The sequence below is a fragment of the Alteromonas sp. B31-7 genome (assembly GCF_015767655.1).
Taxonomy (GTDB): Bacteria; Pseudomonadota; Gammaproteobacteria; order Enterobacterales; family Alteromonadaceae; genus Alteromonas; species Alteromonas australica.
In genome coordinates, this window is the sequence record NZ_CP065233.1 from 1,196,134 (window position 1) to 1,219,691 (window position 23,558).

General features: G+C 46.6%; 19 protein-coding genes and 1 other RNA gene. 13 read left to right on the plus strand and 7 right to left on the minus strand.

Annotation, left to right across the window (positions count from 1 at the left end; genetic code table 11):
- Window positions 1-5: 5 nt before the first annotated feature.
- Window positions 6-2,039, plus strand: a complete 2,034-nt coding sequence (gene aceF / locus IUA53_RS05000) for a pyruvate dehydrogenase complex dihydrolipoyllysine-residue acetyltransferase (protein WP_044448330.1) — start codon at window positions 6-8, stop codon at window positions 2,037-2,039.
- A gap of 132 nt (window positions 2,040-2,171) precedes the next feature.
- Window positions 2,172-3,593, plus strand: a complete 1,422-nt coding sequence (lpdA, locus tag IUA53_RS05005) for a dihydrolipoyl dehydrogenase (protein WP_044057815.1) — start codon at window positions 2,172-2,174, stop codon at window positions 3,591-3,593.
- Between the two features lie 235 nt (window positions 3,594-3,828).
- Here lpdA and IUA53_RS05010 read toward each other — a convergent pair whose 3' ends face one another.
- The gene (locus IUA53_RS05010) at window positions 3,829-4,902 is read right to left on the minus strand and encodes a LysR family transcriptional regulator (protein ID WP_044448328.1); all 1,074 of its coding nucleotides are present in this window, start codon (window positions 4,900-4,902) and stop codon (window positions 3,829-3,831) included.
- A 200-nt stretch (window positions 4,903-5,102) separates the two neighbouring features.
- On the opposite strand from IUA53_RS05010, the gene IUA53_RS05015 reads away from it, so the two are divergent.
- The 6 genes from IUA53_RS05015 to IUA53_RS05040 all read left to right on the plus strand — a co-directional run bounded on the left by IUA53_RS05015 (window position 5,103) and on the right by IUA53_RS05040 (window position 12,844).
- Window positions 5,103-6,374: an efflux RND transporter periplasmic adaptor subunit gene (locus tag IUA53_RS05015; protein WP_044057796.1), complete on the plus strand. Its 1,272-nt coding sequence runs from the start codon at window positions 5,103-5,105 to the stop codon at window positions 6,372-6,374.
- Window positions 6,374-9,496 carry an efflux RND transporter permease subunit gene (locus IUA53_RS05020; RefSeq protein WP_044057795.1) on the plus strand — a complete coding sequence of 1,041 codons (3,123 nt, stop codon included), beginning with the start codon at window positions 6,374-6,376 and terminating at the stop codon, window positions 9,494-9,496. Before IUA53_RS05015 ends, IUA53_RS05020 begins: the two co-directional genes overlap by 1 nt.
- A 286-nt stretch (window positions 9,497-9,782) precedes the next feature.
- Window positions 9,783-10,085, plus strand: coding sequence for a DUF1289 domain-containing protein (locus IUA53_RS05025; protein WP_044057794.1), 303 nt, complete (start codon window positions 9,783-9,785; stop codon window positions 10,083-10,085).
- A gap of 67 nt (window positions 10,086-10,152) precedes the next feature.
- Window positions 10,153-10,977: an HDOD domain-containing protein gene (locus tag IUA53_RS05030; protein WP_196898566.1), complete on the plus strand. Its 825-nt coding sequence runs from the start codon at window positions 10,153-10,155 to the stop codon at window positions 10,975-10,977.
- Window positions 10,978-11,110: 133 nt separating this feature from the next.
- Window positions 11,111-11,914 carry a DUF481 domain-containing protein gene (locus IUA53_RS05035; RefSeq protein ID WP_081869510.1) on the plus strand — a complete coding sequence of 268 codons (804 nt, stop codon included), beginning with the start codon at window positions 11,111-11,113 and terminating at the stop codon, window positions 11,912-11,914.
- Between the two features lie 186 nt (window positions 11,915-12,100).
- Window positions 12,101-12,844, plus strand: coding sequence for a DUF481 domain-containing protein (locus IUA53_RS05040; protein ID WP_044057792.1), 744 nt, complete (start codon window positions 12,101-12,103; stop codon window positions 12,842-12,844).
- A 105-nt stretch (window positions 12,845-12,949) separates the two neighbouring features.
- Here the strand turns inward: IUA53_RS05040 and serA are convergent, their stop codons facing one another.
- The 6 genes from serA to ssrS all read right to left on the minus strand — a co-directional run bounded on the left by serA (window position 12,950) and on the right by ssrS (window position 17,807).
- A complete protein-coding gene (serA, locus tag IUA53_RS05045) occupies window positions 12,950-14,179 on the minus strand; it encodes a phosphoglycerate dehydrogenase (RefSeq protein WP_044059007.1) in 1,230 nt (409 codons plus the stop codon).
- 149 nt (window positions 14,180-14,328) lie between these two features.
- Window positions 14,329-14,985, minus strand: coding sequence for a ribose-5-phosphate isomerase RpiA (rpiA, locus tag IUA53_RS05050; RefSeq protein WP_196898568.1), 657 nt, complete (start codon window positions 14,983-14,985; stop codon window positions 14,329-14,331).
- 80 nt (window positions 14,986-15,065) lie between these two features.
- Window positions 15,066-15,674: a 5-formyltetrahydrofolate cyclo-ligase gene (locus IUA53_RS05055; RefSeq protein ID WP_196898569.1), complete on the minus strand. Its 609-nt coding sequence runs from the start codon at window positions 15,672-15,674 to the stop codon at window positions 15,066-15,068.
- Between the two features lie 68 nt (window positions 15,675-15,742).
- A complete protein-coding gene (locus IUA53_RS05060) occupies window positions 15,743-16,684 on the minus strand; it encodes a nucleoside hydrolase (RefSeq protein ID WP_044057789.1) in 942 nt (313 codons plus the stop codon).
- Window positions 16,685-16,709: 25 nt separating this feature from the next.
- Window positions 16,710-17,603 (minus strand): ribokinase, encoded by an 894-nt coding sequence (locus tag IUA53_RS05065; protein ID WP_044057788.1) that lies wholly within the window; start codon window positions 17,601-17,603, stop codon window positions 16,710-16,712.
- 21 nt (window positions 17,604-17,624) lie between these two features.
- Window positions 17,625-17,807, minus strand: a non-coding RNA gene (ssrS, locus tag IUA53_RS05070) — 6S RNA.
- 352 nt (window positions 17,808-18,159) lie between these two features.
- Here ssrS and IUA53_RS05075 point away from each other — a divergent pair.
- The 5 genes from IUA53_RS05075 (at window position 18,160) to IUA53_RS05095 (ending at window position 23,540) form a co-directional block, all read left to right on the plus strand.
- Window positions 18,160-18,726, plus strand: coding sequence for a UPF0149 family protein (locus IUA53_RS05075; protein ID WP_044057787.1), 567 nt, complete (start codon window positions 18,160-18,162; stop codon window positions 18,724-18,726).
- Between the two features lie 44 nt (window positions 18,727-18,770).
- Window positions 18,771-20,084, plus strand: a complete 1,314-nt coding sequence (gene pepP, locus IUA53_RS05080; protein ID WP_044057786.1) for a Xaa-Pro aminopeptidase — start codon at window positions 18,771-18,773, stop codon at window positions 20,082-20,084.
- A 3-nt stretch (window positions 20,085-20,087) separates the two neighbouring features.
- Window positions 20,088-21,314, plus strand: coding sequence for a 2-octaprenyl-6-methoxyphenyl hydroxylase (gene ubiH, locus IUA53_RS05085; protein ID WP_044057785.1), 1,227 nt, complete (start codon window positions 20,088-20,090; stop codon window positions 21,312-21,314).
- A 54-nt stretch (window positions 21,315-21,368) separates the two neighbouring features.
- Window positions 21,369-22,541: an FAD-dependent monooxygenase gene (locus IUA53_RS05090; protein ID WP_196898571.1), complete on the plus strand. Its 1,173-nt coding sequence runs from the start codon at window positions 21,369-21,371 to the stop codon at window positions 22,539-22,541.
- 69 nt (window positions 22,542-22,610) lie between these two features.
- Window positions 22,611-23,540, plus strand: coding sequence for an EamA family transporter (locus IUA53_RS05095; protein ID WP_196898573.1), 930 nt, complete (start codon window positions 22,611-22,613; stop codon window positions 23,538-23,540).
- Window positions 23,541-23,558: the final 18 nt, after the last annotated feature.

Sequence of the window (23,558 nt, forward strand, 5' to 3'; positions counted from 1 at the left end):
TACATATGTCAGATATTCAAAAGATTATCGTACCCGATGTAGGCGGTGACGAAGTTGAAGTTATCGAGCTATGTGTTGCCGTAGGCGACACCATTGAGGCAGACGAAGGCGTTGTGACTGTAGAAAGTGACAAAGCGTCGATGGACATCCCGGCACCGTTTGAAGGTGAAATCGTAAGCTTGTCTGTCGCTGTCGGCGATAAGATTAAAGAAGGCGATGTTATCGGTGAGATGAAGGCCGCTGGCGGTGAAAGTGCATCAGAAGACACTGCTTCTGATGATGTGCAAGAAGCGCCGAAGCAAGAAGCTCCTGCTCAAGAAGCCCCTGAAGAGGAAAGCAAGTCAGATGCAGCGCCTGCTGCTTCTGGTACCAGTGAAGTGATTGAAGTTGCCGTACCGGATATCGGCTCTGATGACGAAGTAGACGTTATCGACGTGTTGGTTTCAGTGGGCGACACCATCGAAAAAGAAGATGGTCTTATTACCCTTGAAACTGATAAAGCGACGATGGACGTACCTTCAACACACGCGGGTACAGTGAAAGAAGTTCTTATCAGTAATGGTGATAAGGTAAAAGAAGGCACGGTAGTGATTAAGCTTGAAATAGCTGGTGAAGGCGGTTCAAGCGAATCGTCTTCAAGTGCATCGTCTTCAACTGAGAAAGCTGAAAAATCAGAAGCGTCTTCTAACGAAGCGTCGAGCCAACAAGAATCAGCACCTAAAGCAGAAGCAAGCAGCGAGACTATTGAAGTTGCTGTACCTGATATTGGTGAAGACGGTGAAGTTGACGTTATCGATGTACTTGTATCGGCTGGCGATACGGTTGAAAAAGAAGACGGCCTAATTACGCTAGAAACTGATAAAGCCACCATGGATGTACCTTCAACACATGCAGGTACCATCAAGGAAGTCTTTATTAAAGCAGGCGATAAGGTTAAGCAAGGCACTTTGGTTGTTAAGCTTGAAACCAATGGCGGTGAGGCACCGGCACCAGCGTCCGAAAAACCTGCGGAAAAGCCAGCTGAAGCGCCTAAGAAAGAAGCGCCTAAGCAAGAGGCGTCTGCGAGTCGCTCTCCTGTGCCTCCAGCGCCAGAAGCGAAAAGTACAGGTAAAGCACACGCGTCACCATCAGTACGACGTGTTGCCCGTGAGTTTGGTGTAGCCCTAACTCAGGTTAAAGGCTCAGGCCCTAAAAACCGTATTTTGAAAGAAGACGTTCAAGCCTATGTGAAAGCGGAACTGGCTAAGCCTAAAACTGCTGCCGCGTCAGGTAATGCCCCTGCGGGTGATAACGTACTTCAAATTGTGCCAGTTAAACCTGTTGATCACAGCAAGTTTGGTGAAATTGAAGAGCAGAAACTTTCGCGCATTCAGAAAATCTCTGGTCCGTTCTTACACCGTAACTGGGCGACTATTCCCCACGTTACCCAGTTCGACGAAGCCGATATCACAGACGTTGAAGACTTCCGTAAAGAGCAAAATGCTTACCACGCGAAAATTAAGTCTGGTCTTAAGATCACACCACTTGTTTTCGTTATGAAGGCAGTCGCTAAAGCGCTAGAAAAGTACGAAGTGTTTAACTCTTCACTGTCTGATGATGGCGAGAGTTTAATCATTAAGAAGTTCATCAATATTGGTATTGCGGTAGAAACACCGGGAGGCCTTGTTGTTCCTGTTATTCGCGATGTGAATAAGAAAGGTATTGAAGAACTTTCTCGCGAGCTTATCGAAACGTCCAAGAAAGCCCGCGAAGGTAAACTTAAAGCTGCAGACATGCAGGGCGGTACATTTACTATCTCTAGCCTAGGTGGTATTGGCGGTACGGCGTTTACGCCTATTGTAAATGCACCAGAAGTCGCCATATTAGGTGTGTCTAAGTCTGAGATGAAGCCTAAGTGGAATGGTAAAGAGTTCGAGCCGCGCTTAATGGTGCCGCTAAGCCTGTCTTACGACCACCGAGTAATCGATGGTGCGGTAGGTGCAAGATTCTCTACCGAGGTGGCTGCAAACCTAACTGACTTACGCAGAATCATACTTTAAGTAAAAGGTCGAAAAAGTTTACAATATCAGTAACATTTTCGACGATTTTATCAGCCCATTTGGCGGCATTTAGGTTATGCTATTACACAAAAGTAATAGCATGACCCTACAAGAACAGGATTGAGGTTCACAATGAGCGAAATAAAAACGCAATTGGTGGTACTGGGCGGCGGCCCTGGCGGTTATTCAGCAGCTTTCCGTGCAGCTGACTTAGGTATTGAAACAGTTATCGTAGACTCTCGTGACACCCTAGGTGGTGTTTGTCTAAATGTAGGCTGTATTCCTTCAAAAGCCCTTCTTCACGTTGCTAAAGTAATGAAAGAAGCAAAGCACCTTGCAAGCCACGGTGTGACTTTCGGCGAGCCTACCATCGACTTAGACAAAATCCGCGAATACAAAGACAGCGTTGTTAGCCAACTAACTAACGGTCTTGGCGGCATGTCAAAAATGCGTAAAACCAAACACGTTAAAGGTTACGGCAAGTTCACAGGCGCTAATACCCTAGAAGTAAAAGATGGTGACGACGTTACTACTATTACTTTTGAAAAAGCGATTATTGCTGCGGGTTCTGAGCCAGTAAGCCTTCCGTTCATCCCTGAAGATGACCGTGTAATTGATTCAACTGGCGCTTTGGAAATGAAAGACATTCCAGAGAAAATGCTAGTACTAGGCGGTGGTATCATCGGTCTAGAAATGGGCACAGTGTACGAAGCACTAGGCTCAAAAATTGATGTAGTAGAGTTCTTAGACCAGCTAATTCCAGCAGCTGACAAAGACATCATGAAAGTATTCATGAAAGACTACAAAGACAAGTTTAACATCATGCTAGAAACCAAAGTAACTGCGGTTGAAGCAAAAGATGATGGCTTGTATGTGACCTTTGAAGGCAAAAAAGCGCCTGCTGAACCCGTTCGTTACGATAAAGTATTGGTTGCTGTTGGTCGTAAGCCAAATGGCAAGCTAGTTGGTGCTGATACTGCTGGCGTAAACGTTGACGAGCGTGGCTTTATCAATGTTGATAAGCAAATGCGTACTAACGTTGACCACATCTTTGCAATCGGTGACCTTGTAGGTCAGCCAATGCTTGCACACAAAGCGGTGCATGAAGGCCATGTTGCAGCAGAAGTTATTGCTGGGCAGAAGCACTACTTCGACCCACGTGCTATTCCTTCAGTTGCCTATACTGAGCCAGAAGTCGCTTGGGTGGGTTTAACTGAAAAAGAAGCGAAAGAGCAGGGCGTAAGCTATGAAACTGCAACTTTCCCTTGGGCTGCTTCAGGCCGTGCGATTGCCTCTGATGCAACTAACGGTATGACCAAGATGATCTTCGAAAAAGAAACTGGCCGCGTTATTGGTGGTGCAATGGTAGGTACCAACGCGGGCGAAATGCTCGGTGAAATTGGCCTAGCTATTGAGATGGGTGCTGATGCAGAAGATGTTGCATTAACTATTCACGCTCACCCAACACTTAACGAGTCTATTGGCTTAGCGTCTGAAATCTTTGAAGGAAGCATTACAGACCTACCAAACCCAAAAGCAAAGAAGAAAAAGTAACTGAGTCTTTGTGATGAAATTTAAAAACCCGCTCAATGAGCGGGTTTTTTTATACTATATCTAAATCTCGACGAGTATTTTCAAAATGCCCGTGCTGGTAGATGTCAAATACGGCTAAACACGCTATAAAGGCAAAATCAAAATATGGAGAATATCAAATAGAGTTAATGGGCAATATAGCGCGTGTGGAAGGTAGAGGCCTAGTCACCAAACAACGGCTTCAGCAATACCCTCACTAAGCCGGCTTTTTGTGCTCTTCATTTTCCTTGTTAATCTCATCGTTACTTGGCACGTTTAAGTGGGCTGGCGAAAATTCGCTACAGTCCATATTTCGCTGATCCATAAATCGTTTTACGGTATCTGCGCAATAGGCTTTTCGGCAACACTGGGAAAGCAGCATTTCATGGCGTTGGGCGCGTTCCCGAATAAATTTCACCACTAAGCTACGCAACCACTGCAAGCCTGCATCTTGATCTTGACGTTTATGCCACATAACAGAAAGGGGAGAGCTGACGATTTCAATGGGCGTTTCAAACACCGCTAATTCGCCGGAAAATATTTCTCTTTCCAAGACAAGAGAAGGCGCCACGCAAATGAGATCGCTTTCTCTCAGTAGTGGTGTGGCGTTATAGAATTGATTAACCGACATGGCCACGCGGCGCTTTAAACCAAGGTTTGCAAGCACTTGATCGGTAGGGCCAGTTACATCGCCGGTAACCGACACCAATAAGTGATCGGCAGCCACAAAGTCTTCTAAAGTGAGTTGCGATTTTGCCAGCGGGTGATCGGGGCGCATTACCACCACCCAGCTTGGGTCGAGCACGTGTTCTGCGCGAATGACTGAGCCAGGTTCAAGATATTTTGAAAACGTAAGCTCGGCTTCAGCATCTTTGAGAATTTTATGGCTTTCCATATCGTAGTTGGGAATAGCGTGGATGTTGATACCCGGTGCTTCGTTTTCAATCACTTTACGAAGGGGTCCCCACACAATAGAAACGATACTGTCGGTGGCGGCAATACGAAAGGTACGTTTAGCGGTAGCAGGGTTGAAGTCGGTAGGGTTGACGGCCACTTCAAGCTCACCTAAGGGACCTTGAATTTGGCTCCACAGGTTTTTAGCAAAGGAGGTGGGTTGAATACCGCGACCGTCTTTAACAAACAGCTCATCGTTCCACGCTGTACGCATGCGCGAAAGGGCATTAGATACAGCAGGCTGTGTCATCGACAGTCTATCGGCAGCGCGCGTAATCGCACCTTCTGTCATGATGGCATCAAATATCATGAGTAAATTTAAATCATGTGGACGCATCTTCGTCTCCTTTGGTCAAAACGTGGCGTGGACGTAACGCATTGATACCACGAACGGTGAGTTGTTCATAACTTCATCTGCTTCCTAATATATAACATCATGTGATGTGTTGCATATTAAAAGATAATTATTTTTATTGTTTGAGGGTGTGCATAATGCACGGCATCAAACTTTAGTTCAATTTTTAAGAGTATCTTGCAATGAAAACTTTTACCCGTTTATTGGCAATGGTAAGCCTTACTTTGCTGGTCGCTGCATGTGGCGGCGATGAAAAAGGGCCAGCTCAGACCATGCAGGCAAATACTGGTGTGCCTGTTGATGTGGCAAAAGTGGTATCTCAGCGGTTAACCGAATGGGATAACTTTACAGGTCGTTTAGAGTCTCCACATATTGTTGCGTTGCGTCCTCGCGTGTCCGGCTATATCGATTTTGTGGCTTTTGATGAAGGTGAATATGTTGAACAAGGTCAAACCTTGTTCCTTATTGATAACCGTACGTTTAAGGCTGAAGTTTCTCGTTTAACTGCGCAACTTGAAGAAGCGAAAAGCCGCGTTCAACTTGCTGAGCAGAACTATAATCGCGCCTTCAAACTTCGCAAAACCCAAGCGGTGTCTGAAGAAGTGCTAGATGCCCGTTTAGCAGAAAAGAATCAGGCGTTAGCCAGTTTAAATCAAACCCAAGCGGAGCTTGACGTAGCGCGTTTAAACCGTGGTTTTGCCCGTGTTGAAGCGCCAATTTCAGGGCGTATTTCTCGCGCGAATATAACCGAAGGTAACTTCGTCACGGCAGGGCAAACCGAGTTAACGCGTATCGTGTCAACAGATCGTCTTTACGCGTACTTCGACATAGATGAGCAAACGTATCTTAACTACCTATCGTCTACTAATAAGGCGTCAACGGCCGTTAGTGAGCAGCCTGTTGCTATGCGTTTGGCAAATGAGTCTGACTATCATCACTGGGGGCAAATTGATTTTATCGACAATCAAGTGAATAGCAGTACAGGCACGCTTCGCGTGCGCGCCGTATTTAACAATGACGAGGGTCGTTTAATCCCCGGTTTGTTTGCCCACCTTAAACTGGCAGGCGACACCCAGGAGCAAGGCATTCTTATTAAAGAAAAAGCCATAGGTACAGATTTAAACAACAAGTTTGTCCTTGTAGTAAATGAAGAAAATAAAGTGGAATACCGCCCAGTAACATTAGGCGATAAAGTGGGTAGCATGCGTATTATTAAACGTGGCTTAAACGCTAACGACAGCATTGTTGTGGACGGCTTGCAGCGTGTTCGCCCTGGTGCGTTGGTGGCAGCAAACGAAGTGCCTATGGGTGATGAAGACGCTTTGGCTAATTTGTCTAATTGGCAGTCTCGTGTGGATAATGCCACCGAGCTGACACAAAACATGGCGCAGTTTGATGATGTGCTTGCTGGTGGTTCAGTGTCAGCGCCTACGGTTACGGCAGGTCTTAAGTAATGAACATTTCGCAATTCTTCATTAGCCGCCCGATATTTGCGGGTGTGCTGTCGTTGCTTATTTTCATCGGCGGGGCCATTGCGGTGTGGCAATTGCCTATTACAGAATACCCTGAAGTGGTGCCGCCCACCGTTGTCGTGACGGCAAGTTACCCTGGTGCCAACCCAGAAGTTATCGCAGCTACTGTTGCAACGCCGTTAGAGCAAGAAATTAATGGTGTTGAAGATATGCTGTATATGTCGTCGCAGGCAACCAGCGATGGCACCATGACCCTTACTATCACCTTTGCTATCGGCACCGATCCTGATGATGCCACTACGCTCGTTCAAAATCGTGTGAACCGCGCCACGCCCCGCTTGCCCGAAGAGGTACAGCGCTTAGGGGTTGTTACCGAAAAATCATCACCAGATTTAACCATGGTGGTGCATTTAACCTCGCCAGATAACCGTTACGACATGCTGTATTTGTCTAACTATGCTGATCAGTTTGTAAAAGACGAGCTGGCTCGTATTAACGGAGTAGGGCAGGTGCGTATGTTTGGCGCCGGTGAGTTCAGCATGCGTGTGTGGCTAGACCCGAATAAACTTGCCGCGCTACAACTAAATCCTGGCGATGTGGCCGCAGCTATTGCCGATCAAAACCAGCAGGCGGCAGCAGGAAGCTTAGGCTCTCAACCCACGGGTAAAAGCGAATTTCAGTTACTGATTAACGTTCGCGGGCGATTAAAAGATGAAACCGAGTTTGAAAATATTATTGTCAAAACCGGCGAAAATGGGGAAATAACCCGTCTTAAGGACGTGGCCCGTGTGGAGTTAGGGGCAGACAACTATTCATTGCGCTCGCTGTTAAATAATAAACCGGCCGCGGCTTTACCTATATTTCAAGCGCCGGGTTCAAATGCTATTCAAATTTCTGATGACGTGCGCGCCCGTATGGCTGAGCTGTCGACAATGTTTCCCGACGGTTTGGAGTACGACATTGTTTACGACCCCACGGTGTTTGTTCGAGGCTCTATTGAAGCCGTAGTCGACACCTTGCTGGAAGCCGTATTGCTGGTTGTATTAGTGGTAGTGCTGTTCTTACAAACCTGGCGTGCGTCTATCATTCCCCTTGTTGCAGTGCCTATTTCATTAGTGGGAACCTTTGCGTTCATGCAGCTTATGGGCTTTTCACTTAACGCTTTATCATTGTTTGGTTTGGTGTTGGCAATAGGTATTGTGGTAGATGACGCTATTGTGGTGGTGGAAAACGTAGAGCGAAATATTGCAGAGGGTAAGTCTCCTTTTGATGCCACCGTGCAAGCCATGAAAGAGGTGACTGGCCCTATTATTGCCACAACTTTAGTGCTTGCCGCGGTATTTATTCCTACTGCATTTATGAGTGGCTTAACCGGGCAATTCTATAAGCAGTTTGCCCTTACTATCACTATATCCACAGTCATATCTGCGATTAACTCGTTAACCCTTAGCCCGGCACTGTCTGCGCTATTGCTTAAGCCTCATGGTAAAGCCAATGATTGGTTAACCCGTGGCATGGACAAAGTGTTTGGCCGTTTCGTGTTTGCCCCGTTTAACCGCGTATTCGAGCGAGGCTCAAAAAAATACACCGGCGCTGTGGGTGGGTTAATTCGTAAAAGCGGTATTGTATTGGTGTTGTATGCAGGTTTAATTGCGCTTACCTATAACCAATTTGCGTCTACGCCCACCGGTTATGTGCCAGGGCAAGACAAGCAATATTTGGTGGCGTTTGCACAGTTACCCAATGCGGCAAGCTTAGACAGAACCGAAGAGGTCATTCGTGAAATGTCACGGATTGCCATGGCGCACCCAGGTGTGTCTGACGCCGTGGCGTTTCCCGGGCTTAATATCAACGGTTTCACTAACAGTCCAAGCTCAGGTATTTTGTTTACGCCACTTAAACCCTTTAATGAACGCCAGTCACCCGAGTTATCAGCAGGGGCCATTGCAGCAAAGCTAAATCAGCAGTTTGGCGCAATCAAAGGGGCTTACGTGGCTATATTTCCGCCTCCGCCAGTGATGGGGCTAGGGACTATTGGCGGCTTTAGACTGCAAATTGAAGATAGAGGCAATCTTGGCTTTCAAGAACTAGAGCGGGTCACTCAGGAAGTGATTGGCAAAGCGTGGGCACACCCAGCCTTAACCGGGTCGTTCACCAGCTTTACCGTGGCGGTGCCTCAGCTTGATGTAGACGTAGACCGCGAAAAAGCGGTAAGCCAAGGAGTAAACATAGACACCTTGTTTACTACTATGCAGGCGTACCTAGGTTCGTTGTATGTCAACGACTTCAACTTATTTGGCAGAACATACCAGGTGAACGTGCAGGCCGATGCGCAATATCGACAGGAAATTGGCGATATTACGCAATTTAAAGTGCGTAATTCACAAGGCGAGATGATCCCCTTAGGCTCATTTTTAAATGTTGAGCACAGCGCCGGCCCAGACCGTGTTATGCACTACAACGGGTATGTGACGGCGGAAGTGAATGGCGCGCCAGCAGCGGGCTATTCCTCTGACCAAGCCAAAGCGGCCATTGAAGAAATTTTGGCAGAAACCCTACCACTGGGTATGACCTACGAATGGACCGAACTAACCTACCAGCAAATACTGGCGGGTAATGCCTCAGCCTTTGTTTTCCCGTTGGTGGTGCTGTTGGTGTTCTTGGTGTTAGCGGCGCAGTATGAAAGCCTACGCTTGCCATTGGCTATTATTCTTATTGTACCTATGACCCTGTTAAGTGCCCTTATTGGTGTGCAAATTTATGGCGGCGATAACAATATCTTTACCCAAATAGGGCTGATTGTATTGGTTGGGCTTGCCACCAAAAACGCCATTCTTATTGTGGAATTTGCCAAAGAGCTACAAGACAGTGGTATGGATGCTCTGTCGGCGATTAAAGAAGCCAGTCGCTTGCGTTTACGCCCTATTTTGATGACCTCTATTGCCTTTATTATGGGGGTATTGCCAATGGTTCTCTCAACCGGAGCGGGGGCGGAAATGCGTCAAGCCATGGGGGTTGCCGTATTCTCCGGCATGATAGGTGTGACCTTCTTTGGCTTAATTCTTACACCGGTCTTCTACTACTTGCTAAAACGCAAAGGTTAACTCTCCCGTCTACCCAAGCGTTGCCCTCTTAAGGGGCATTTTTAGGCCACTCAATAGAGTGGCCTTTTTTTGTTTGGCCTATGTTTTTGCCACCTACAATGCGCCAGCGCCTACGTGGGAAATGGTCATGACACACCAATGGTTTATACCCGTGTATAGATACAGAGTTGATATTTACCGGTAAATCCACCATATAGAGTACAGCTGCGGCTAATGTCTACTGGCACAAATACGTGACCTGGGGTTTAATTGTCCCTAAGCACATTCATTACGGCACTAATGAACGATGACGGATCATTCAAATCAAGGGCAACAACTCGAGTTTTTTGCTATCCCTAGCCCGTGCATTGGTGTGTGTGAATCAGGCCCCCGAGGATTTTGTAAAGGCTGTTTTCGTAGTCGTGAAGAACGCTTGTATTGGCTAAAAATTGACGATGGTACCCGTAGGAAAATTATCTCTGCGTGCCATAAACGAAAAGCGGCGGCCTACGCGCGGGCGCGCCGTAAAGACAAAGAGCAGCAAAACGCCAGTGGAGTGGGTGAGCAGCTAGGTATGTTCGACGGATCCGACGATACAGGCTCAACCTAATAGCAGATAAGCCGGGTACTCACGGTAGCCTCTGTAGTTGATTATTAGAAATTAAGTAGGTCTATTCATGACGTTAAATAAGTACGTGGCCTTGGCAGCTAAATCCTTTGCTTTGCCTGAGGTTTGTATTCGTATTAGAGCCGTATTAGACGACCCGCGTTCTAGCGCGGAGGATTTAGGTGCGCTGATCAGTGTAGATCCATCCTTAACTGCCAAAGTGTTAAGGCTTGCCAACAGTGCCTTGTTCCGTTTTCCCTCGCAGGTAGAGTCAATTTCTAAAGCCATAAGCGTGATTGGTGGCGAAGCGTTGTACAATCTGGTGGTTGCAGAAACTGCTAACTCTGCATTCAAGTCTTTCAATACCCCTCATATCGATTTAGATAAGCATTGGTATCAAGCTGTATATTGCGGCATGGTGGCTAAATGCCTTGCACGTCACCTTGGCATTCGCGGCAGCGAACGATTCTTTGTCATGGGGATTTTGCAGAACTTGAGTGAATTAGTTGTAGCTAAACATTCTTCAGATCTTTATAAGATTTACCAAGATGATAAGGTTTGTGAACTGCCCTATGTAAGGCAAATCAGACACTTCGGATTTACCTTTTCAGAATGTAGCGGTACTATATTGGAAAATTGGAAGTTGCCGCTTGTGCTTTACTACCCTGTAATGAACGCAAACGACCCTACCAAACAGGATGCAGACACTGACATCGGCATTTTAGCATTGGCCTCACGCATTACCGCCATGCAGCACAATAAAGAATGTTACGGTGAAATTGAACTTTTCTCTAAAGAAATAGCCAATAGTGTAAGTGCCGATATGGATGCTATTTCAAATGCGATCACTTTTGCGGATATTGAAACCACAAAAGTTGCAATGTTGATACACTAAGCAATAAGGTACAAACTTAGCTAAAAGCTGCGTGCAGCGAATGTAGCGCCTCCCACGGAAGGGCATAATAAGGTGTTTATTGACCCCGCTCAGTAAACAAAACCAATTAAATAGACTAAACCTAATTTAAATTATGCTTAATACGTTTTCCCGTGGCTGGTTGTTTTTCACGCTGATGAGTGTTTCTTTTGGTGCCTTGGCCACCGATAGAGACCTCATTCAAACGCTATATCATGCCGATTTTACGCCAGATACCGATGATGAAATTCCCCGCTTTTCGTTAGATGGAGAGCTTGGGGTATTGGTGAATACGGGAAATACTTCTGCTGCCAGCGTTAAAGCGGGCGTCAATGCCGATCACGAAACGGAAAACTGGAGCAGCTTATATTTTGCCGAAATGCTGTACAAAGAAAGTACCGTTGATTCAGGCGAAAGAGAAGTGACCGCAAAGCGTCTTTATGGCAGTGCTCAGTTCGATTACAAACTCAACATACCCGGCCGTCGCCTTTTCATGTACGGCGACTATGAAGATGATGACTTCAATGGTTACGATCAACGAGCCTCATTGGCGGCGGGTTGGTCGCAACGCTTATGGCGTGACGAAGAAAGTGAGTTCAGGTACAGCATTGGGCCTGGCTACGCATTTGTTGAACCTGAAGAAGAAACCACCGACTCGGTGAACGACGGGGTGATTGTTCGCGCCTCCGCCGAATATAAATATCATTGGAATTCAGGGGCCAAGCTTCGTCAGTTTTTAAGCACAGAAGCGGGCGCTGAAAATACCAAATCTCGCTCTGAAACGTCGTTGTCGGCCAATGTCTTTGGCTCACTTGCGATGAAATTGTCGTTTATTTTAAGTCACGAAAGTGACACGGCAGAAGATATTGACCCGTTAAGCACCGAGACATCGGTGGCGTTGGTATACCAGTTTTTTTAAAACAGCCCGATTTATCTTATCTTTTAGTGTAAATATTGCGTTTTTTGGCGATTTTTTAGGCTAACCTTCATTGACTGAGAATGTGAGGTAGGTACTATTGCCCGCAGTAAATTTGCGCCGTACAGCCCGTGTGTAACAGTTCACTGGCCTGCTACGGTAAAGGATAGTAAACCACTAGGATTGCCAATGAATAAACAGCTTCTTGCAACACTTATCGCCTTATCAGCTTCTTCAGCAGCCTTTGCGCAAGACGAAATAAAGCCTTTCACAATGGACGGTGAGCTCGGCTTTATCTCTACAACAGGTAACACCAAGACTACCTCAATCAGTGCAGGCATTACTGCTCACCAAGAGCTTGAGAAATGGAGCAACGATTACGCAATCGAAGGTTTGTATAAAGAAGAAACGGTAGATAATGACGATGGTACAGAAGAAGAGTACACATCAGCACAAAAGTTCTACGGTTCTGCACAGGGCAATTACAAGCTAGAAAACCCTGATAACCGTTTGTTCGGATTTGCTTCATACGAAGACGACCGTTTAAGTAACTTTGATTACCAAGCAACCCTCGCAGCGGGTTGGAACCAAAAGGTGCTAGAAAACCAGCGCCACACGCTTGAGTACTCAATTGGTCCTGGTTATTCATGGGCTGAAACACAAGACGGTGAAGACCAAAGCAGTGCCATTGTTCGTGCATCAAGTGCTTATACGTGGAAAATTTCAGACACAGCTAAATTTACCCAAACGGTAAGTACAGAAGTAGGGTCTGAAAACACCAAGTCGCGTGCTGAATCAGCACTTACCGCCACCATTAGTGGCAACTTGTCTATGCGTTTGTCGTTCAAACTTGATCACAACACCGACGTAGAAGACGATGTAGAAAAGCTAGATACTGAAACAGCGGTTAGCTTAGTGTATAACTTCTTTTAAACCCTGCGAGATAAAGCTAGGTTCTAACACCTAAGCGCAGGCAAAAAGCAAAAAAAACGCTGCACATTGCAGCGTTTTTTTATGCCTAATTAGTCGGCTTTTTGCTTAGTGCAAAATGCGGGTTTTAATTGTGCCGTCAATTTGCTGCAGCTGGGCTAAGGCGTCGTAAGCTCGGTCTTGTTGAACATCAACCACCACATAACCAATTTCTGCAGTCGTTTGTAGATACTGGGCTTCAATGTTAATGCCTTTTTCCGCAAACGCTTGGTTAATTTGAGTAAGTATACCTGGCTGGTTTCTGTGAATGTGCAGCAAGCGAGAACGTGAGATATGCTCAGGTAATGATACCTCAGGGAAGTTCACCGCAGACAGGGTAGAGCCATTATCGCTGTACTTCGCCAGTTTTCCGGCCACTTCAATACCAATGTTTTCTTGCGCTTCTTGGGTGCTTCCGCCCACATGAGGAGTAAGAATACAGTTATCGAATTTACGTAGAGGAGATTGAAACTCTTCTTTATTCGATTTTGGCTCAACAGGGAATACGTCAATGGCGGCGCCGTTTAATTGGCCGCTTTCAAGCGCGTCTGCCAGCGCGTCTATGTCTACCACTGTTCCGCGAGAAGCATTAATGAATATGCTACCTTTCTTCATTTGTGCAAATTCTTTAGCGCCAAACATATTCTGTGTCTGCGGGGTTTCAGGTACATGCAAAGAAATAACATCAGCGGTGTTTAACAGCTTTTCTAGCGACTTAACTTGCGTAGAGTTACCTAATACTAGCTTGTCTTCAATATCAAAAAACTGCACGCGCATACCAAGGTGCTCTGCCAGAATGCTAAGCTGCGTACCGATATGACCGTAACCAATAATCCCCAGGGTTTTACCACGGGCTTCGTATGAACCATCGGCAGTTTTTTCCCACTCACCACGGTGTGCTTTCGCGTTTTTGCTTGGCACTTGGCGAAGTAGCAGAATGATTTGTCCCAGCACTAATTCGGCGACAGAACGCGTGTTAGAAAAAGGGGCGTTAAAGACAGGGATACCACGACGTTGCGTGGCTTCTAGGTCTACTTGGTTTGTACCAATACAGAAGCAGCCAACGGCAACCAATTTCTTCGCTGCATCCACCACTTTTTCAGTAATTTGTGTACGAGATCGAATTCCAACAAAGTGAGCATCTTTAATTTTCTCAATTAGCTCGTCTTCGGGCAGAGAGGTTTTGAGATACTCAATATTCGTATAACCGTTATTCTCTAGGGTTTCCAGCGCACTTTTGTGAACTCCCTCTAACAACAATATTCGGATCTTATCCTTCTCTAGTGAAACTTTGCTCATGGATTCGCTATCTCTTAAAAAATTAGTATTTACAGAGCGAAAGGTGGGCATTCCATCTACCGATGCACACTCCACCTTTAGCTCTCAAAAGGCCATCTAGACGTCTAAACGGAAGTTAACAGAAAATGGGCTAACTTAAAAGCAGAATTTTACTTAAAGGTATCTACCCCAGTGTTGGTGGCAGAAAGTACAATGTCTGCGCCCCGTAAGGCAAATATACCGTTTGTAACAACGCCTGGAATGTTATTAATGGCTTGTTCTAACTCACGAGGATTCAGTATTTCTAAGTTGTGCACGTCAAGTATGACATTCCCGTTGTCAGTGACTACGCCTTGGCGGTACTCAGGGTCTCCGCCCAGCTTAACTAACTCTCTGGCTACAAATGAGCGTGCCATCGGGATAACTTCCACCGGTAGTGGAAATTTGCCTAACACGGGTACCCGTTTGCTCTCATCGACAATGCAAACAAAGGTAGTTGCTGCGCCGGCGACTATTTTTTCGCGCGTCAGCGCTGCGCCACCGCCTTTAATCATATGTTTGTGCTCGGTCACTTCGTCCGCACCGTCGATGTATACTGAAAGCTGGCTGATTTCATTGAGTTCAAATACCTCAATGCCAAGTGCCTTCAGCCTTTCAGTAGATGCTTCAGAGCTAGACACGGCACCTTCAATTTTATGCTTAATTTTACCAAGCTCGTCGATAAAAAAGTTCACGGTAGAACCTGTACCTACGCCCACAATGCTGTCGTTTTCAACGTATTCAATAGCGGCTTTAGCTACGGCCAGTTTTTTTGCGTTTTGATCCATCGTTACTCTCCAGTGGGTTTTGTTAGAGTCTAACAAAAAGCCACCTTTTCACCTATGGCTCAATTTAGCAATTGCAGGTTTTATTTCTGATTGAAGGTAATGGTTTGCGTAGGAGTAACAATTGCATCAAGGGGAACATCCCAAGATTGTACAGGTAACCTATCAACGTGTTGACAGTCGTGGGCAATACCTACAAGGGCTGGACGGGAGTGTGCTTCGCGCACCGAGGCAAGGGTTCTATCGTAAAAGCCGCCGCCCATGCCCAGTCGGTTACCTTGACTGTCAAAGCCCACCAGCGGCATAAAAATAACGCTATGGTGTCGCATAGGAACAATATTTTGGCACGCCAGTTCAGGCTCGGGAATGGCAAAGGTGTTTTTCACCATGTGAGTTTGCGCATCATAGCCAAGAAACAACAGATGGCCCTTACACACTGGATGAAGCACAGGCAAGGTGGTGTTGCATCGCATAGGGTGAGAGGTGGCTTTGCTCTGCCAACAATGCTTAATAAACGGGGTAAGCGAAACTTCCCCATCGTTGGGTAAATAACAGGCTGCGTAGGTAGCGTGAGATAATAGTGGAAGGTCACACAAGCGCTGAAGCACAGCTTCTGCGGCCTTGTCTTGCTGAGCGCGTGTTAGCTGCTGACGCGCTAGCCTTAGTTGCTTTCGTAATTCAGAGCGCTGCATAAAAGGCCATTCGACAATGGGAATTAAATGAATAAAAAAGGTGGCCTATTGCCACCTTTTTTCATGCACTACAACGCGTAAGTATCAACAAACAATTGTTCCAACTTAGCGTGGTCAACTTTGGTGGCAACCTTAATGGTATTTGCTTCAGTCCACAGCGGACTTGGCGTAGTACCTAAAGGCGCAACCACGGTTTGACCGCGGTCAAGAGGGCCTGTACCTACACGGACGTGACCTTCAGTTAACTCAAAGAGCTCTGGGTGACGTAAGTGAGCGATAGGGAAGGCATCGTGGAAGAAACACACACGATCTTCGCGGTTCTGAGAATAGAAATCCATATAGAACTGCGCGCTTTCCTGAACAAAACCACCTAGTTTAGGGTTTTTCTCAGCAAGAACGTCAACGAATGATGGCTTAAATGGCACATCATTGGTGACGTCTAAACCAAACATGGTTAAGTTCCAATCGGCACCAAACACAATTTCTGCAGCGTGGGCATCATTCCAAATGTTGGCTTCAGCCACCGGCGTGACATTACCGCGAACAAATGCTGCGCCACCCATAATGCTTACACCTTTCACTAATTTAGGTAAGTCAGGCTCTAAGCGAAGTGCTAGCGCTAGATTACCTAAAGGGCCAATAGCCACGATAGTGACTTCGCCTGGGTACTTGCGTGCGGTATCTACAATAAACTGTGCTGCACTACGAGGGTCAAGCTCGCCCTTAGGGGCTTCAGGTTTCATATGACCGAAACCGTAATCACCATGTACGAAGTGCGCATAAGTAGATTCTGGACCTACCCAAGGCATGCCAACGCCTTTTGTTACAGGAATATCTTTACCTGCAAACTCACAAAGGGTTAGCGCGTTTTGGGCTGCCATCGTCACAGGCACGTTACCATAAACCGTAGTTAAACCCAGTACGTCGATATCGGGTGATTGAAACGCGAAAAAGATAGCCATGGCATCATCAATGCCAGGATCCGTGTCTAAAATGATTTTATGTGCCATTAAAAATACTCTGTGCGTTCTGCAATTAGCTGTGTTTTGCTAAAAAACGATCCACTTCTTTTTGAGTGGGAATACTTTGAGCTGCGCCTTCTCTCGTTACGGCAATAGCTGATGCCGCGCAGCCACGAATAAGCGCGCGCTTTGCGTCAGTGTGATTGCTGTAAGCCGACAAGAAATAACCGATAAAGGTGTCGCCCGCTGCCGTGGTATCAACTGCGTCTACTAAAAATGCGTCGACTTTAATGCAGTCGTTATTTTTTAGCATCATGACACCGGCTTTGCCTAGTGTAATGATAACTTCGCACTCTGACCACTGCTCTTTAAACACCGCTACAATATCATCGAGTGAATCTTTTTCAGTAAGGGCGGCCGCTTCCGTTTCGTTCACAATAAGTAAATCGATACATTCAAGTGGAAGCGATTTTACTGATTCGCTCATAGGGGCAGGGTTAAAGGCAACTTTTAACTGCTTTTCTTTGGCCTGACGCAATACTTGGTCAATACTGCTGGTTTCATTTTGTGTTAAAACCCAGTCGGACGGCTTAGTGCCATCAAGCGCCTGCATGACAGTTTTTGCGGTAATGGTTTGATTAGCACCGCCAAACAACACTATCGCGTTTTCGCCACTTGGCGTAACTTGAATAATGGCATGGCCAGATGGGGTTTCAGAACACTTAACGCCACGACAATCAACGCCTTTTTTAATTAGCGCTTGTTTAAATGCCGCGTCATTTTCGTGAATGCTGCCAACATGGCATACATCAGCACCAGCTTGTGCAAGGGCAATAGATTGATTGGCGCCTTTACCACCTAAAAGCTGTTGGTAGTGGGTAGAAGCCAAGGTTTCACCAGGTTGAACAAAATGATCTACCTGATAAACATGATCGATATTAATAGAGCCAAAATTTATAATTGCCATTTCTTCTTCCGTCGAAAGAGGGCGTCTCCCAGAATGCCGCTGTTCATCGTTCGCCCGTGAACCGAAAAGTTCAGGGCGGAAGAATCACAATAGCCGTAGGCTTCTCGATACGCGCCGAGCTTGCACAATAGCCATCGTTTCAACTTCCTAGTTTTAAAGCATCGGCCAGGGACATGAATGAACTGGCGTACATCCCAGGAGACATTGTTGTTGTGTAACGCAACAGGGTATATCAAACGCGGTACTTCGTGAAGTGGATCACTAAGACGCCTTTCAAACCTTTGCGAAGTTATTCATTACTGCTAAGCAAGAAAGGTAAGTTTCTTGACCAGATGGTCAGCAATTATACACGCAATTGAACGAAGCTCAATCATTGTACTGTTACGTGGGGAAATCCTTATCCTGTGTCGGGGATCATAGAGCAATTACATCAGCCTTACCACCCTAAACCCTTTATTTACTGCACGTTCGAATACACATTAACCAATTTGCTAAAAGTAGGTTTTAAAGCATGAATTTGCTAGTATGAAGTATCACCGAAAAAGGAACAGTATTTGTGGAAAAACAGCTCGATTATGACAGCGTAAGCAATAAATTGTCACAACACGGTATTATTGTGGATGGCGCTGAAGTGCACGGCATACTCGTGGGCATGTTGTGTGGCGGTATGTCACTGACCGATCGCAACTGGTTAACGGCGCTAAGTGAAACGATTAACCAAGGCGACAAGTTTAACGACGCAACAGAATATTTGCTGACTAGCTTATTCAATCAGGTATGCCAGCAGCTTCTAGAGCCAGAATTTGCTTTGCAATTAATGGTACCTGACGATCAAACGCCTATTAACGACCGAGGTACTGCGTTAATTAACTGGGTTCAAGGGTTTATGTTAGGGTTTGGTTTGCACCAACAAGACTTAATGCAGTGTTCTGAAGACGTTAAAGAAGCACTTGAAGACTTTGCCGATATTTCGCGTATGGAAGAACCCATGGACGCTGATGAAGAGTCTGAAAAGGCCTTATTCGAAGTCATGGAATACGTAAAAATATCGGCCATTTTGTGCTACAGCGAATTAGGACAGTCGCTTTTAGATGATCAACAAGAAAAGCCATCCGTACATTAAATACCAACCCAAGACCATTAACGTAGCGTGATAAGGCCAATAATATGATTAGTGCGCAAGAGTTTATTGCTCGCCAAGATAGGTTATTAGCTCAGTGCTTACCTAATAGCGTGTGCTTAGTGCCCGCGGCATCAGTGGTAACTCGCAGTCGAGATACCGAATATGTGTTTCGCCAAAATAGCGACTTTTGGTATCTCACTGGATTTCACGAACCAGAGGCATGGCTTCTGCTTTCAAATCACCCACGCTATGGCGAAAGCTACCGTGCGATGGTGGTGCAAGATAAAGATCCCGACGCTGAAGTATGGCAAGGGCGACGGGTAGGTGCAGAGGCAGCGTTATCGGTATTTAGCTTAGATGAAGCGTTTGAGTTGTCTGAATTAAACGAAGCATTACTTGAAACATTGCTAGGTCACGACAACCTTTATTTTGCATTGGGCGAAAATAAACAAGCCGATGCACTTGTGCTTGATGCATTACAAGCATTGCGTGAGGCGCCTAAAGCGTCACTCGCGCCTTATAGCATGCATGACACCCGGCCCATGTTGCATGAAATGCGGGTATTTAAGTCGGCATGCGAAGTGGCAGTGATGAAAACGGCAGGTCGAATATCTGCTGCGGCACATAAACGTGCCATGCAATTTGTAAAGCCTGGCTGCTATGAATATCACCTAGAAGCGGAGCTGCACCATAGTTTTGCCATGCAAGGTGCACGCACCCCAGCTTATAGCACCATAGTGGGAAGTGGGGAAAACGGATGTATCTTGCATTACACCGAAAACAGCGCGCAAATTAAAGACGGCGACCTGGTACTGGTGGATGCGGGGTGTGAATACCAAGGCTATGCAGCAGATATTACGCGCACTTTTCCTGCCAACGGGACATTTAGCAAACCCCAAAGAGACATTTATGAATGGGTGCTAAAAGCACAAGAAGCAGTATTAACCACGCTGGGGCCAGGTAGCACCCTAGGCGAAGCCATGCAACAAAGTGCCGAGGTAATAACTGAAGGCTTGGTGTCGTTAGGATTGCTTGGTGGCACTATTGCAGAAAACCTTCAGCAAGAAACCTGGCGACAGTTTTATATGCATGGTGTGGGTCATTTCTTAGGGTTAGACGTACATGATGTGGGCGACTACAAAATTGATGGCCAAGACAGACCCTTGAAACCCGGCATGGTATTGACCATAGAACCGGGTATTTATATCGGCAGCCACCTAGATGTAGATGAACAATACAAAGGTATTGGGGTAAGAATTGAAGACAACGTGGTGGTAACCGCTACCGGTGTTGATGTACTTACTGCCGATGTACCCAAAACGGTGGACGCCATAGAAGCATTAATGAAGGGCGCATAGCAGGTGAATCAAACTGACATAGTGATAGTGGGTGGCGGTATTGTAGGTACTGTGTTGGCCAAGGGGCTTAGCCAACTTACCGGTTTCTCGGTGGTATTGGTTGATGCCCAAGATAGCGCACAAACCGACGGTATTCATCCTCGTGAAGATAAGCGAGTTATTGCCCTGGCAAAGCGCACCGTCAATGAATTAACCGCGATGGGCGTGCCACTGCACGACTTAGCTCAGCAAAACCCCGGTAAAATAGAGCACATTGAAGTTAGCGATAAAGGGTGGCTGGGCATGACTCAGCTGCACTGTAACGACTTCAATTTAGATGCATTTGGGCAAGTGGTGTCGCTATCGGCATTAGCGTCGTTAGTTGAACAGCACACTACCAGTGAAGGCATTACCCATATTGCACCCGCTAGCGTGTTTGCCATTGAGCGAACTGCCAATGATGCGCAGGTGACATTGGATTCTGGCGAGTGTTGGCAAGCCAAACTGGTGATAATGGCCGACGGGGGGCAATCTTCACTCATTGAACAAGTGGGAATTAGCCGAACGCAAACCCCTTACAACCAAGTGGCCGTGGTGGCCAATGTACATACCCAACTGCCACATAATAACAAAGCTTACGAACGTTTTACCCCCAACGGGCCGTTAGCGTTTTTACCCTTCGACAGCAGTATTAACGGTGAAACGGCCAAGGGGAATGGATTTTCAGTGGTATGGACAGTCAGCCCAGATAAAGCCAAGGCATTGCTTTCGTTATCTGATAAGCAGTTTTTGGCCCAGCTTCAACAAGACTTTGGATTCAGGCAAGGTGTCATTAATGCCATCAGCGATCGCGTGAGTTACCCGCTTTCGTTGCGCGTGACAGACAGCCTTTATTCCCACCGCACCGTGGTGGTGGGGAATGCCGCGCAAACCCTTCACCCTATTGCGGGGCAGGGGTTTAACCTGGCGCTACGAGATATTGTCACCTTAGTTGGGCACCTAACCCAGTGCAAGGATCCAGGCGACTATTCGCTATTGCGTGAATATGGGCAAAACCGCCAGCGGGATCGTGAAAATACCATAGCGCTTACCGATACCCTAGTGCGCACATTTTCAAATACCTATTTCCCATTAGTATTGGCAAGAAATGCCGCGTTGTTAACGTTAAATATTGTACCAAGTTTAAAGCGCCGCTTTGTAAAACAAACCACAGGTTTTGCGCCTTCAGTAAAAACCAAACACGCTAGCTAATGCGAGCAAGCCGTTATTATTGGCAAAAACAAATAACACAATGAGAGAGCTTTTATGCAACATGTTGATATAGCAATAATTGGTGGTGGAATAGTTGGCTTAACATTAGCCGCAGCACTAAAAGATGCCCCATGTAGTATTGCTGTGATAAACAAACACCCTCTCGTTGTGCCGTTGTTAGACGCACCAAGCCCCAGAGTAAGCGCCATTAATCAGGCCAATATTGAGGCTTTGGATTCACTCGGTGTTTGGCAGTTTGTTCAACAAGACAGAGTTAACCCATACAAGGCAATGCATGTGTGGGATAAAGACAGTTTTGGTGATATACATTTTAATTGCGACGACATGGGTAACGACAGCTTAGGCGTGATTGCGGAAAATGCCGCGTTAGTGAACGGTCTGGCAGACAGCGTAATGCAACAAGCGAACGTGACGGTAGTGACTCAAAGTATTGAACGCATGTTAGTAGGGCCGTCGCAAAGCATGCTTATGCTAGATAATAATGACGCCATCAGTTGTAGGTTGTTAGTAGGCGCAGACGGCGCTAACTCCTCTGTGCGAAAGCAGGCCAGCTTTCCCATTACCTTTCGTGATTACGAACACACGGCCATTGTGGCCAATATTCAAACCGAGCATCCACACAATAATGTTGCGCGCCAAGCCTTTACGCCAACAGGGCCGCTAGCACTTTTGCCTATGGCTAACCCGCATGTTTGTTCAATTGTTTGGTCGCAGACACCGGATGCTGCAAGTAAGCTGCAACAATGCAGCGATGACGATTTCTGTCACGCCCTAACTGTGGCGAGCGACGCTGCCTTGGGTAACGTTAGCTTACAGACCTCGCGCCATACTTTTCCGTTAACCATGCGTTACGCGCGAAGCTGGGCGAAAGATGGGGTGGTGTTAGTGGGCGACGCCGCACACACCATTCATCCACTGGCGGGGCAGGGCGCCAATTTAGGCATGCAAGACGCATTGGCCTTAGCCGACACACTCTCTGCATTATTAAACCGTCAAAAAGACATTGCGCAACATCGTTATTTGCGCCCCTACGAGCGAGCGCGCAAAACCGAAGCGGTGAAAATGATAGCGGCTATGGACGGGTTTAAGTTTTTATTCGACGGTAACGACCCTGTGAAGAAACTTATTCGTGGAGTTGGGCTAGCCGCCACCGACAAACTTACTACGGTAAAGCAGGCCTTCGTGGCGCATGCTATGGGGCTTTAACGGCCTTGCGGGAAACGACGTAAGCCCTCATTGCAACCTACAAGTGAAGACATAGAGAAGGAACGCTAAGTGAGTTGGGTGCTATTTACCTTAGGTGCAGTTTTTCTCCAAACCGGACGCAATGCCCTGCAAAGTAAACTTAGCGATAAGGTAGACACCTTAGGTGTAACCTTGTCGCGCTTTTTATTTGCGCCGCCTATTGCATTAGCGTACCTGCTGTTGCTTTCCTGTTTATCTCAACCATCTTTTGACAGCCACGCTAATGTTCAGCCAGCCTGGCTAGAACTGCCTCAGTTTTCCCTTTCTTTCGTGCTGGTAGTGATACTGGCAGCGCTTCTCCAAATTGCCGCCACATCGTTTATGGTCATGCTTTTTAAGCAGCGTAACTTTGCCATAGGTGCAGGCTTGGCAAAAAGTGAAGCCTTAGTGGCGGGCATTTTAGGGACTTTGTTTTTTGGCAGCTATTTGAGTGTTATCGGCTGGTTAGGGATTGTACTGGGGGGCGTGGCGGTATTTGTATTAAGTGCAGGTAAAAGTGTTCAACAGGGTGCAACCCGTAGCTTAAGCACAAAAACCTTGTGTATTGGTTTGGCCAGCGGCGCGTGTTTTGCGCTTACGTCGCTCTTTGTTCGTGAAGCCTCGCACCTATTAGCTTTGCCGCTTAAACAGGCGGCAGCCTGGGTGCTACTTTGGGTGGTAAGCATTCAAGCCGCAGGCCTTAGCCTCTACATTTTCATTCGTAAACCCAACATACTTAAACAAATGCTAGCCAATGTTCATACCGTACTGGTGATTAGTACCGTCAGTTGTTTGGGCTCTGTGTGTTGGTTCACCGCTATGGCGCTACAGCATGTAGCCTATGTAAAAACACTCGGTCAAATAGAGGTATTGCTTACCTTGCTGCTGGCACACTTTTGGTTAAACGATAAAGTGTCGAAACGTGAGATTATTGGCCTTCTGCTTATTGGCGTAGCCGCTACTATGGTGATGTGGGCTTAAGCACTTATAAAAACGATA

Excerpts from the sequence above, each read along its gene's own strand:
- aceF (WP_044448330.1), top strand. The coding sequence starts at position 6 with ATGTCAGATATTCAAAAGATTATCGTACCCGATGTAGGCGGTGACGAA.
- lpdA (WP_044057815.1), top strand. The coding sequence starts at position 2,172 with ATGAGCGAAATAAAAACGCAATTGGTGGTACTGGGCGGCGGCCCTGGC.
- IUA53_RS05010 (WP_044448328.1), bottom strand. The coding sequence starts at position 4,902 with ATGCGTCCACATGATTTAAATTTACTCATGATATTTGATGCCATCATG.
- IUA53_RS05015 (WP_044057796.1), top strand. The coding sequence starts at position 5,103 with ATGAAAACTTTTACCCGTTTATTGGCAATGGTAAGCCTTACTTTGCTG.
- IUA53_RS05020 (WP_044057795.1), top strand. The coding sequence starts at position 6,374 with ATGAACATTTCGCAATTCTTCATTAGCCGCCCGATATTTGCGGGTGTG.
- IUA53_RS05025 (WP_044057794.1), top strand. The coding sequence starts at position 9,783 with ATGACGGATCATTCAAATCAAGGGCAACAACTCGAGTTTTTTGCTATC.
- IUA53_RS05030 (WP_196898566.1), top strand. The coding sequence starts at position 10,153 with ATGACGTTAAATAAGTACGTGGCCTTGGCAGCTAAATCCTTTGCTTTG.
- IUA53_RS05035 (WP_081869510.1), top strand. The coding sequence starts at position 11,111 with ATGCTTAATACGTTTTCCCGTGGCTGGTTGTTTTTCACGCTGATGAGT.
- IUA53_RS05040 (WP_044057792.1), top strand. The coding sequence starts at position 12,101 with ATGAATAAACAGCTTCTTGCAACACTTATCGCCTTATCAGCTTCTTCA.
- serA (WP_044059007.1), bottom strand. The coding sequence starts at position 14,179 with ATGAGCAAAGTTTCACTAGAGAAGGATAAGATCCGAATATTGTTGTTA.
- rpiA (WP_196898568.1), bottom strand. The coding sequence starts at position 14,985 with ATGGATCAAAACGCAAAAAAACTGGCCGTAGCTAAAGCCGCTATTGAA.
- IUA53_RS05055 (WP_196898569.1), bottom strand. The coding sequence starts at position 15,674 with ATGCAGCGCTCTGAATTACGAAAGCAACTAAGGCTAGCGCGTCAGCAG.
- IUA53_RS05060 (WP_044057789.1), bottom strand. The coding sequence starts at position 16,684 with ATGGCACATAAAATCATTTTAGACACGGATCCTGGCATTGATGATGCC.
- IUA53_RS05065 (WP_044057788.1), bottom strand. The coding sequence starts at position 17,603 with ATGGCAATTATAAATTTTGGCTCTATTAATATCGATCATGTTTATCAG.
- pepP (WP_044057786.1), top strand. The coding sequence starts at position 18,771 with ATGATTAGTGCGCAAGAGTTTATTGCTCGCCAAGATAGGTTATTAGCT.
- IUA53_RS05090 (WP_196898571.1), top strand. The coding sequence starts at position 21,369 with ATGCAACATGTTGATATAGCAATAATTGGTGGTGGAATAGTTGGCTTA.